General features: G+C 72.2%; 5 protein-coding genes. 1 reads left to right on the forward strand and 4 read right to left on the reverse strand.

Annotation, left to right across the window (positions count from 1 at the left end; translation table 11 throughout):
* Positions 1 to 37 precede the first annotated feature (37 nt).
* Complete coding sequence (locus ABD335_RS21340; protein ID WP_344326012.1) at positions 38 to 4,990, forward strand: NAD-glutamate dehydrogenase; 4,953 nt, start codon at positions 38 to 40, stop codon at positions 4,988 to 4,990.
* A 78-nt stretch (positions 4,991 to 5,068) separates the two neighbouring features.
* On the opposite strand, the gene ABD335_RS21345 is transcribed toward ABD335_RS21340, so the two are convergent.
* From ABD335_RS21345 to ABD335_RS21360, 4 genes are all read right to left on the reverse strand, one after another.
* Positions 5,069 to 6,001: a carbohydrate ABC transporter permease gene (locus ABD335_RS21345; protein WP_425583696.1), complete on the reverse strand. Its 933-nt coding sequence runs from the start codon at positions 5,999 to 6,001 to the stop codon at positions 5,069 to 5,071.
* Positions 5,998 to 7,359 carry an ABC transporter permease gene (locus ABD335_RS21350; RefSeq protein WP_344326015.1) on the reverse strand — a complete coding sequence of 454 codons (1,362 nt, stop codon included), beginning with the start codon at positions 7,357 to 7,359 and terminating at the stop codon, positions 5,998 to 6,000. Before ABD335_RS21350 ends, ABD335_RS21345 begins: the two co-directional genes overlap by 4 nt.
* 21 nt (positions 7,360 to 7,380) lie before the next feature.
* Positions 7,381 to 8,760 carry an ABC transporter substrate-binding protein gene (locus ABD335_RS21355; RefSeq protein WP_344326017.1) on the reverse strand — a complete coding sequence of 460 codons (1,380 nt, stop codon included), beginning with the start codon at positions 8,758 to 8,760 and terminating at the stop codon, positions 7,381 to 7,383.
* Between the two features lie 211 nt (positions 8,761 to 8,971).
* A partial coding sequence (locus ABD335_RS21360) for an FtsK/SpoIIIE domain-containing protein (protein WP_344326019.1) occupies positions 8,972 to 10,022 on the reverse strand: 1,051 nt, incomplete at its 5' end.

A 10,022-nucleotide genomic window follows, 5' to 3' on the forward strand; every position in this document is an offset into this window, starting at 1 on the left:
GACGTCACGCAACGGCGCGCGACAGGAGCCAGACGACATGCAGACCAAGCTGGACGAAGAGAAGGCCGAGCTGCTCGAACGGGCCGCGCGAGTGGCTGAGCACGGCCCGGCCGGAACCCACCCGGTTCCGGGCCTGGACGCCGGGACACTCGGTCCGTACCTCCAGCGCTACTACCTGCACACCGCACCCGAGGACCTCCTCGACCGCGACCCGGTCGACGTCTACGGGGCCGCGGTCTCCCACCACCGACTGGCGCAGGAGCGGCCCCAGGGCACCGCGAACGTCCGCGTCCACACGCCGTCGGTCGAGGAGAACGGCTGGACCTGCACCCACACGGTCGTCGAGGTCGTCACCGACGACATGCCCTTCCTGGTGGATTCGGTCACCAACGAGTTGACGCGGCAGGACCGCGGCATCCACCTGGTGATCCACCCCCAGGTGGTCGTCCGCCGCGACGTCGCCGGCAAGCTGCTGGAGATCCTGCCGGACGCCGAGAGCCGGGACGGGCTCCCGCACGACACGGTCGTCGAGTCCTGGATCCACGTCGAGATCGACCGCGAGACCGACCACGACGTCCTGCGGCGGATCACCGCCGACCTGCGACGCGTGCTGTCCGACGTCCGCGAGGCGGTCGAGGACTGGCAGAAGATGCGGGCCGCCGCCCTGCGGATCGCCGACGGGCTGCCCGACGAGCCGATCGCCGACGACGTGCCCGAGCAGGAGGTCGAGGAGGCCCGCGAGCTGCTGCGCTGGCTCGCCTCCGACCACTTCACCTTCCTCGGCTACCGCGAGTACGACCTGACTTCCGAGACCGCCGCCGACGGCACCGAGGAGCTGCTGCTCACCGCCGTCCCCGGCACCGGGCTCGGCATCCTCCGCTCCGACCCGCGCCAGGACGGCGGCGAGGAGCACCACGCGCACGGGGGTTCCCCCGCCTTCAACCGGCTCACCGCGGGCGTCCGCGCCAAGGCCCGCGAGCACCGGCTGCTGGTGCTCACCAAGGCCAACAGCCGCGCCACCGTCCACCGCCCCTCGTACCTGGACTACATCGGGGTGAAGAAGTTCGACGAGGCGGGCAACGTGGTCGGCGAGCGCCGCTTCCTCGGCCTGTTCTCGTCGGCCGCCTACACCGAGTCGGTGCGCCGCGTGCCCGTCATCCGGCGCAAGGTCGAGGAGGTCATCGTCTCCTCGGGCTTCACCCCCGACAGCCACGACGGCCGCGACCTGCTCCAGATCCTGGAGACGTACCCGCGCGACGAGCTCTTCCAGATCCCGGCCGACGAGCTCCGCGACATCGTCACCTCCGTCCTGTACCTCCAGGAGCGCCGCAAGCTCCGGCTCTACCTGCGCCAGGACGAGTACGGCCGGTACTACTCCGCGCTGGTCTACCTGCCGCGCGACCGCTACACCACCGCCGTGCGGCTGCGGCTGATCGACATCCTCACCGAGGAACTGGGCGGCACCAACGTCGACTTCACCGCCTGGAACACCGAATCGGTGCTGGCCCGGCTGCACTTCGTCATCCGCGTCCCGCAGGGCACGGAGCTGGCCGAGCTGACCGACGCCGACGTCGAGCGCATCGAGGCCCGGCTCGCCGACGCCGCCCGCTCCTGGGACGACGGCTTCTCCGAGGCGCTGGTCTCCGAGCTGGGCGAGGAGCAGGCGGCCCGGCTGGCGCACCACTACGCCAACGCCTTCCCCGAGGGGTACAAGGCCGACTTCCCGCCCCGCGCGGCCGTCGCCGACCTCCGGCACCTGAGGGGGCTGGAGAGCGAGGAGGGCGTCAGCGACTTCGCGCTCAGCCTGTACGAGCCCGTCGGGGCCGCCTCGGGAGAGCGTCGCTTCAAGATCTACCGCACCGGGGAGCCGGTCTCGCTCTCCGCGGTGCTGCCCATCCTCCAGGCCCTGGGCGTCGAGGTCGTCGACGAGCGCCCGTACGAGCTGCGCTGCGCCGACCGCTCCCGGGCGTGGATCTACGACTTCGGGCTGCGCGTGCCCGCGGGCCGGGAGCAGAACCTGGACGGCGACGCCCGCGAGCGCTTCCAGGAGGCCTTCGCCGCCGTCTGGCGCGGCGACGCCGAGAGCGACGGCTTCAACGCGCTGGTGCTCTCCGCCGGGCTGACGTGGCGCCAGGCGATGGTGCTGCGCGCGTACGCCAAGTACCTGCGGCAGGCCGGTTCGCCCTTCAGCCAGGACTACATGGAGGACACCCTCCGTCGCAACGTCCACACCACCCGGCTGCTGGTCAACCTCTTCGAGGCCAGGTTCTCCCCGGAGCACGCGAGCGCGGGCCACGAGCTGACCGACGGCCTGCTGGAGGAGCTGGAGGGGGCGCTGGACCAGGTCGCCTCGTTGGACGAGGACCGCATCCTGCGCTCGTTCCTCACCCTCATCAAGGCCACCCTGCGCACGAACTACTTCCAGCCCCGCGACGAGTCCGGGCGGCCGCACGCCTACGTGTCGATGAAGTTCGACCCGCAGGCCATCCCGGACCTGCCCGCGCCCCGCCCGGCCTACGAGATCTGGGTGTACTCGCCGCGCGTGGAGGGCGTGCACCTGCGGTTCGGCAAGGTCGCCCGCGGCGGCCTGCGCTGGTCCGACCGGCGCGAGGACTTCCGCACCGAGATCCTCGGCCTGGTGAAGGCCCAGGAGGTCAAGAACACGGTGATCGTGCCGGTGGGCGCCAAGGGCGGCTTCGTCGGCAAGCGGCTGCCCGACCCCTCGGTGGACCGCGACGCCTGGCTGGCCGAGGGCATCGCCTGCTACAAGACCTTCATCTCCGGCATGCTCGACATCACCGACAACCTCGTGGCCGGCCGGGTCGTGCCGCCCAAGGACGTGGTGCGGCACGACGGGGACGACACCTACCTGGTCGTCGCGGCCGACAAGGGCACCGCGGCCTTCTCCGACATCGCCAACGAGGTCGCCACCGCCTACGGCTTCTGGCTGGGCGACGCCTTCGCCTCCGGCGGCTCGGCCGGCTACGACCACAAGGGCATGGGCATCACCGCCCGCGGCGCCTGGGAGTCGGTCAAGCGGCACTTCCGCGAGCTGGGCCACGACACCCAGACCGAGGACTTCACGGTCGTCGGCATCGGCGACATGTCCGGCGACGTCTTCGGCAACGGCATGCTGCTCAGCGAGCACATCAAGCTGGTGGCGGCCTTCGACCACCGGCACATCTTCGTCGACCCGGACCCGGACCCGGCCGTCTCCTACGCCGAGCGCCGCCGCCTGTTCGAGCTGCCGCGCTCGTCCTGGGCCGACTACGACACCTCCCTGCTGTCGCCCGGCGGCGGCATCCACCCCCGCAGCGCCAAGTCCATCCCGATCAACGCGCACGTGCGCGAGGCGCTGGGCCTCGAGGACGGCGTCACCAAGATGACCCCGGCCGAGCTGATGAAGGCCATCCTCAAGGCCCCGGTGGACCTGCTGTGGAACGGCGGCATCGGCACGTACGTGAAGGCGTCCACCGAGACCCACGCCGACGTCGGCGACAAGGCCAACGACGCGATCCGCGTGGACGGCCGGGACCTGCGGGTCAAGGTCGTCGGCGAGGGCGGCAACCTGGGCCTCACCCAGCTGGGCCGGATCGAGTTCGCGATGAAGGGCGGACGGGTCAACACCGACGCCATCGACAACAGCGCGGGCGTGAACTCCTCCGACCTGGAGGTGAACATCAAGATCCTGCTCAACTCGGTCGTCGCCGACGGCGACATGACCGTCAAGCAGCGCAACGCCCTGCTCGCCGAGATGACCGACGAGGTCGCCGAGCTGGTGCTGCGCAACAACTACGCGCAGAACGTCGCGCTGGCCAACGGGATGCAGCAGGCGTCCGGCCTCCTCCACGCCCACCAGCGGTTCATGCGCGCCCTGACCCGCGAGGGCCGGCTGGACCGGCAGTTGGAGTTCCTGCCCACCGACCGGCAGATCCGCGAACGGCTGGCGCACGGCCACGGCCTCACCCAGCCCGAGCTGGCGGTCCTGCTCGCCTACACCAAGATCGCCATCACCGAGGAGCTGGCGGACACCGACCTGCCGGACGACCCGTACCTGCGGCGGCTGGCGCACGCGTACTTCCCGACCGCGCTGCGCGAGCGCTTCCCCGAGCAGATCGAACGCCACGCGCTGCGGCGGGAGATCATCACGACCGTCCTGGTCAACGACACGGTCAACACCGGCGGGTCGACCCTGGTGCACCGGATGAAGGAGGAGTCCGGGGCCTCGACGGAGGAGATCGTCCGGGCGCACGTCGCGGCCCGCGAGATCTTCGGCCTGGCCCGCGTCTGGGACGAGGTGGAGGCGCTGGACAACGTGGTCGCCGCCGACGTCCAGACCCGCGTCCGGCTGCACGCCCGGCGGCTGGTCGAGCGCGGCACCCGCTGGCTGCTGAACAACCGGCCGCAGCCGCTGCGGATCGCCGAGACCGTCGAGGTCTTCCGGGACCGGGTGGAGGTGGTCTGGTCCGAGCTGCCGAAGCTGCTCAGGGGCACCGACCTGGAGTGGTTCCAGAGCGTGAACGACGAGCTGACCGCCGCCGGGGTCCCCGGCGACCTGGCGCTGCGGGTGGCGGGCTTCTCCTCCGCCTTCCCGGCCCTGGACGTGGTCGCCGTCGCCGACCGCACGGGCCGGGAGCTGCTGGACGTCGCCGAGGTCTACTACGACCTCGCCGACCGGCTGGGCATCACCGAGCTCCAGGACCGGGTGAGCGAGCTGCCGCGGGCCGACCGCTGGCAGTCCATGGCCCGCGCGGCGATCCGCGAGGACCTCTACGCCGCCCACCAGCTCCTCACGGCGGACGTGCTGGCCGCCGGGGACGGCAGCGCCACGCCCGAGCAGCGCTTCACGGCGTGGGAGGAGAAGAACGCCGCCGTGCTGGGCCGGGCCCGCGCCACGCTGGAGGAGATCCGCAAGTCGGAGACGTTCGACCTGGCGAACCTCTCGGTGGCCATGCGCACGATGCGCACGCTGCTGCGCAGCAACCGCTGAGGCGCGCGGCGGAGCACGGAGGAGGGGGCGGCCGACCGGCCGCCCCCTCCTCCGTGCGCACGGCTCACCCGGGCGGGGTCACTTCACCGCGCCCGCCATCACGCCCGAGACGAACTGCCGCTGGAAGGCGAAGAACACCACGAGCGGAATCACCATCGAGACGAACGCGCCGGAGGCGAGGACGTCGATGTTGTTGCCGAACTGGCGCACCTGCTGCTGGAGGGCGACCGTGATCGGCGGATCGCCGGAGTCGGCGAAGATCAGCGCCACCAGCATGTCGTTCCACACCCACAGGAACTGGAAGATGCCCAGCGAGGCGATCGCCGGGCCGCCCAGCGGCATGACGACGCGCGTGAACAGCCGCACCTCGCCCGCGCCGTCCAGCCGGGCCGCCTCCAGCAGTTCGCGCGGGATCTCCGCGAAGAAGTTCCGCAGCAGGAAGACCGCGAACGGCAGCCCGAACGCGGTGTGGAAGACCACCACGCCGATGGTGGTCTCGAAGATGCCCAGCGAGTTGAACAGCTTCGCCACCGGGATCAGCGCCACCTGCACCGGCACCACCAGCAGCCCGACCACCACCAGGAACCACCAGTCGCGGCCGGGGAAGTCCAGCCAGGCGAAGGCGTAGCCGGCCAGCGAGCCGATGACCACGACCAGCACCGTGGAGGGGACGGTGATGGCCAGGGTGGTCAGCAGGGAGTTGGTGATCGCGTCGTTCTCCAGCAGGGCCCGGTAGTTGGCCGCCGTCAGCTGCGACCAGTCGCCCAGCGCCGTCCACCATCCGGAGGAGGAGATGGCGGAGCGGTCGCGGAAGGACGACACCAGCAGCCCGGTGGTGGGCAGCAGCCACAGCAGGGCGATCACGATCAGTGCGAAGCGCACCGCCCAGTGGCCGGTCAGGGCGGCGATCCGCGCGCCGAGCGGCCGCCGGGCCCGGCCGCCCTCCTGCCGCGCGGGGGAGGGAGCGGGTGCGGGGGTGGGGCCGGACGTGGCCTCGGAGAGAGTGCTCACCGTCGGTTCTCCCTCCTCAGACGCCGGATGTTGAAGATCATCACCGGCACCACCAGCAGCAGCAACAGCACCGCGATGGCGCTGCCCACGCCGTGGTCGGCGTCCGCGCCGAAGGACGACAGATACAGCTGGAGGGCCAGCACGTTCGCGTCGGACTGGGTGGCGCCCGGGGCGATGATGTAGACGAGGTCGAAGATCTTCAGCACGTTGATCATCAGGGTGACCAGGACGACCGCGAGCACGGGCGCCAGCAGCGGCACCGTGACCCTGCGGAAGACCTGCCACTCGCTCGCGCCGTCGACCCGCGCGGCCTCCAGCAGTTCGCGGGGCACGCCCGCCAGGCCCGCCGCGATCAGCACCATCGCGAAGCCCGCCCACATCCACACGTAGGAGGCGATGATGGCCGGGGTGACCAGGGACGGGCCGAGCCAGTTGACGCCGTTGTAGGCCTCGGTGAAGTTGGCGGCGGGCAGCCGCAGGCGCGCGCCGTCCGCCTCCGCCGGGAGGGCGTACGTGCCGTCCTCGCCGGTCGTGGCCGTGGCGACGACGCGCCCGTCCTTCACCGCCTCGACGGTGATCCCGGCCAGGGCCTTCTCGCCGGGATCGACGACGTTCGGCTCTCCGCCGCCGCCCTTGGTGAAGTCCATCCAGACCGTTCCGGTGACCCCGCCGTCGCCGGCCGGTTCGGCGGGCTTGGCCTCGGCGGCGTCCACGAGGTCCTGCGGCGGTACGCCGACCAGCGGCAGGTTGGCCGGGTCGGCGGCGTCCACCGCGGCGGCGGTGGTGTACGAGCCGCCGGACTCCTTCAGGTCGGAGTCGGGCCTGGGCCGGGCGCCGGGCCAGGCGGAGGACTCGTTGAAGGTGTCGTGGACGCTCACCCAGACGGCGTTGGCCACGCCGCGGTCCGGGTCCTGCTCGTACACCAGGCGGAAGATGATGCCCGCCGCGAGCATCGAGATCGCCATGGGCATGAAGACGATCAGCTTGAACGCCGTGCCCCAGCGCACCCGTTCGGTCAGCACCGCGAAGATCAGGCCCAGGGCGGTGCAGACGGTCGGGGCGACGACGACCCAGATCGTGTTGTTCTTGATCGCGGTCAGGGTGCCGTCGTCGGTGAACAGCTCGACGTAGTTGCCCAGGCCGACGAAGCCGGTGCCGGACGCGTCGAAGAAGCTGCGGTAGACCGAGTAGACGATGGGATAGACGACCAGCGCGCCCAGCAGCACCAGGGCGGGCAGCAGGAAAAAGACGGCCGGCCAGGAACGGGTGCGGACGACGGAGGCCCGGCGCGGGGCCTGCGGGACGGACGGGCCCGGCAGGCCGGGGGCCGCCGGGCCGCCCGCTGTGGCGGTCGACATGGCAGTCGCTCCGTCCGGCCGTCAGTCGCCGTACGCCTTGGCCGCGGCGGCCTCCAGCGCGCGCTGGGCGCCCGCCACGTCGTCCGGGTCCATCAGGAAGTCCTGGAGGGCCTTCCACTCGCCCTCGCCCTTGGTGCCGCCGAAGGCGGCCGGGGCCTGGTCGGACATGTCGAAGCGGAAGTCGTCGCCCGCGGCGATCAGCGCCTCGGCGATGTCGCGCTGCACCTCGTCGGGGTAGAGGGAGGTGTCCAGCTCCTTGTTGGGGGAGATGAAGCCGCCCTGCTCGGCCCAGATCGCCGCGGCGTCGGTGGAGGCCAGGAAGGTGAGCAGGGCGTGGGCGCCCTCGTTGTCCTTCAGCGCCACCGCCACGTCGCCGCCGCTCACCACGGGGGCGTCGTCGCCGACCGCCGGGAACGGGAAGACCCGGGCGTCCTCGCCGATCTTCGCCTCCGTGTCGGCGATGTTGCCGGCGACGAAGTCGCCCTCGTAGACCATCGCGCCCCGCGGGGCGTCGAGGTCGGAGAAGACCTGGGTGACGGACTTGGGGAACTCCGTCCGCAGCGCGCCGGCGTTGCCCCCCACGAGCAGTTCCTTCTGGCCGAACAGCTCGCCGAGGGTGGTCAGGGCCTCCTTGACGGAGGGGTCGGTCCACTTGATCTCGTGCTTGGCGAGCCGGTCGTACTTCTCGGGGCCCGCCTGGGAGAGGTAGACGTTCTCGAACCAGTCGGTGAGCGTCCAGCCGTCCGCGCCGCCGACCGAGACCGGCGGGACACCGGAGTCGGAGATCGTCCGGGCGGTCTGGAGGAACTCGTCCCAGGTCTTGGGCTCGCTCACGCCCGCGTTCTCGAAGGCGGTGGTGTTGTACCAGATCAGGGACTTGTTGGCGGCCTTGAAGTAGACGCCGTACTGCTTGCCGTCGTGGGCGCCGAGGTCCCGCCAGCCCTGGGAGAAGTTCTTGTCGAGCTGCTCCTGGGTGGCCTCGTCGACCGGCTTGAGCCAGCCCTTCTCGGCGAACTGGTGGAGCACGCCGACCTGCGGCAGCATCGCCACGTCCGGCGGCGCGCCGCCCTCGATCTTGGAGCCGACGAAGGTCGCCACGTTGTCGCCGGTGGGCACGAAGCTCACCTCGGCGCCCGTGCGCTTCTCGAACTCCTCCAGGACCTTGCCGAACCTCTTCTGCTCCTCGCCCGTCCACACCGCGGCGACCTGGAGCCTCTCCCCGTCCAGTTCGGGCAGTTCGACGGTGGGCTTCCGGTCCTGCGCGCCCTTCTCGGAGCCCCCGCCGCCGTTTCCGTCGTCACCTCCGCCGCAGGCCGCCGTGAGGGAGAGGGCCACTGCCGCGACCAGCGCGGTGGCCGCTCTCACGGCCCGCGATCGAGTTGTACGGACAGAAGTGCGCATTGCTCACCGTCCCCAACTGTGGGCACGGCCGGTCGTCGGCCGGCCGTGCCGTACGTCCCGTGCGATCAGTCCTACGCCTCGACACCTTGCCCGGCAATAGCGGTTTACATCTCAACTCGCCGTTCGTGACCGTCTCGTGACCCGAGGTGGTCCGTGGAACCCTCAACTCCCCTCCGTCATAAGCACTTTGACGGACCGTCGTGGGCCGCCGTCACAACAGCGGAGGGGCGGCGGGGGCCCCGGCCTCGCGCGCGGCGCGCTCGATCGCGCTGGCCAGCAGCGCCAGGTCGGTGGGCCCGTTGCCGAGTTCGCGGACGGGCCGGCGGGTGGGCGGGTCTCCGGCCCGGGCCCAGTCCAGGGGGACCACCGTCGGCCGCAGGGTCGCGGTCCGCGGTATGCGGCCCGTCACCCGGCCCGCCTGGAAGGCGGTCGACGAACCGTCCGGCCGGTGCAGCGTCCCGCGTCCGGGCAGCGGACCGCCGTCGGGGTCGTCGGAGCCGAGGGACACCCGCAGCGCCGCCCCCTGGTCGGCGGCGGTGTGCGCCGTGCGCTCCGGGCGCCCGGTCGCGACCACCAGGTGCATCCCCAGCCGGGCGCCGTCCCGCGCCACGGCCTCCAGCGCCCGGACCACGGAACCGGCCGCGGGACGGCCGGGGTTGCCCAGGGCGGGGTCGACCAGTATGTCGAAGTCGTCGACGAGGATCACCAGGCGCGGCAGCGGGCCGGGAGCGGCGGGCGCCGGGGCCTGGGCGCGCGCCCGGAGCTTGAGGGTGCCGCGGTCGACGTCGGGCCGCGGTCCCGCCGGCCCCGCGGGCGGTGCCGCGGACGGGGCCGTGTCGGCGCCGTCGCCGGCCCGGCGCTGCGCGACCACCCGGGCGACGGGGCCCGCGGCGGCCTCCCGCCGCGGCTCCCGGCCCGCGTACGCCTCGTGGGCCTCCCGGGCCTCCCAGGCCGCTTCGTAGGGGCGGTCGCCGAGCAGCTCCGCGCGGCGCTTCAGCTCGCCGCTGAGGGCCTGGGCGAACTCCCGCATCCGCACCGGGTCGCCCGCGGCCAGGTACGTCGAGGCGTGCGGCAGGTCGCCGCAGATCCGCAGACCGTCGCCGTCGCCGTCCACCAGGACCAGGGAGAGCCGGTCGGGCCGCTCCCCGGCGGCCAGGGAGGCGGCCAGCGACCGCAGCAGTTCCGTCTTGCCCGTGCCGGCCGCGCCGCCGACCAGCATGGGGCCGCAGGCCGCCACGAGGTCGGCGGTCACCGGGCCGCGC

Origin of the sequence: Streptomyces macrosporus, from assembly GCF_039533145.1 — a bacterium.
GTDB classification, from domain to species: domain Bacteria; phylum Actinomycetota; class Actinomycetes; order Streptomycetales; family Streptomycetaceae; genus Streptomyces; species Streptomyces macrosporus.